Source organism: Neobacillus sp. NRS-1170, assembly GCF_050468025.1.
The window spans coordinates 1-995 of the sequence record NZ_JBITPF010000144.1 but is presented as its reverse complement, the minus strand read 5'-3'; the positions used below and the strand labels follow the sequence as shown (position 1 = coordinate 995).

Here is a 995-nt window from a genome sequence, read left to right as displayed (position 1 = left end):
ATCTACAGGAATTCTAACGGATGCAGGTTAGTGGAAAAATCTCATATATGTAGCATTAGAGGAAAAGGGTGACAAAAAAAGAAGCTCCATAGGGAGTCTTCATTTTCTTCGCCTGAAGTGATGGCGGTTTTAACAGATAGACGTTTCGAAATTGTTTCAAAGTATTATATGGATCTTAATTGATAATCTTAATACCAAATAGTGGTAAATGTTATTGGTATTTAGAAGAAATTATTGTTGTTTATATTGCGGTTCCTCTGCTTGAATTTCTTGAAGACGTGGTTCAAGACTATCAAGAACAGATTGTGTTTGTTGTGCAGCTTGTTGATAAAGTTGTTTAGCGTTTTGGTTGTCAGTTGCTAATGCAAACCCTTCAAAGCTTGCTTGAGCACTTTTTAAACTTGCTAATGCTTGTTGGACTTGTTTTCCAACTGTCATTTAAAGACCTCTTTTCTGAATGAAATTGAAATTACAAATGTAGTATGCGGAATATTTATTACCTTATGTATTTTAGATATTCAAATAAAATTAAATATCTTATTCGAGTCCTAAGAATTAGAAGGTTCTATTTTCCCCATAATTTTGTTAAATCAAGAGGAACAATTTCTCTTCCATTTATTTGTTTATGGATTATGGGATTTTTGAAGGGGTCATAAATAATTCCGCTATCTTCTGTAGAAAAACGGGCACGTACATCAACACCTAGTATATTTTTAACATATTTGTTGACGGTCATTTTGATCATCTCCTCTATTTTATTATTAAGTATTTTCTTTCTTGGGATTAAAAAAATTCAATAAAATTTAGTGCACAATACAAGGAAATTGTGCAATAGCTAGGTTGATGCTTGTTCAACTACGGGTGCTTTTGTTAAGGATGATGATTGCTACGGCGGTCATTTTTTCTTGTTGAACTCCCATGAAAATAAAAACGGAAAAAGGGCATGAAAAAACAGACCCAGAAAAACCAGTTTTTAAAAAAAGGCTGAGCCTCTT

2 protein-coding genes are annotated in these 995 nt (G+C 32.7%); both read right to left on the bottom strand.

Annotation, left to right across the window (positions count from 1 at the left end):
- Window positions 1–231: 231 nt before the first annotated feature.
- Complete coding sequence (locus tag ACIFOT_RS32555; RefSeq protein WP_430073172.1) at window positions 232–438, bottom strand: DUF1657 domain-containing protein; 207 nt, start codon at window positions 436–438, stop codon at window positions 232–234.
- A 127-nt stretch (window positions 439–565) separates the two neighbouring features.
- Window positions 566–736 carry a hypothetical protein gene (locus tag ACIFOT_RS32550; RefSeq protein ID WP_430073169.1) on the bottom strand — a complete coding sequence of 57 codons (171 nt, stop codon included), beginning with the start codon at window positions 734–736 and terminating at the stop codon, window positions 566–568.
- Window positions 737–995 lie beyond the last annotated feature (259 nt).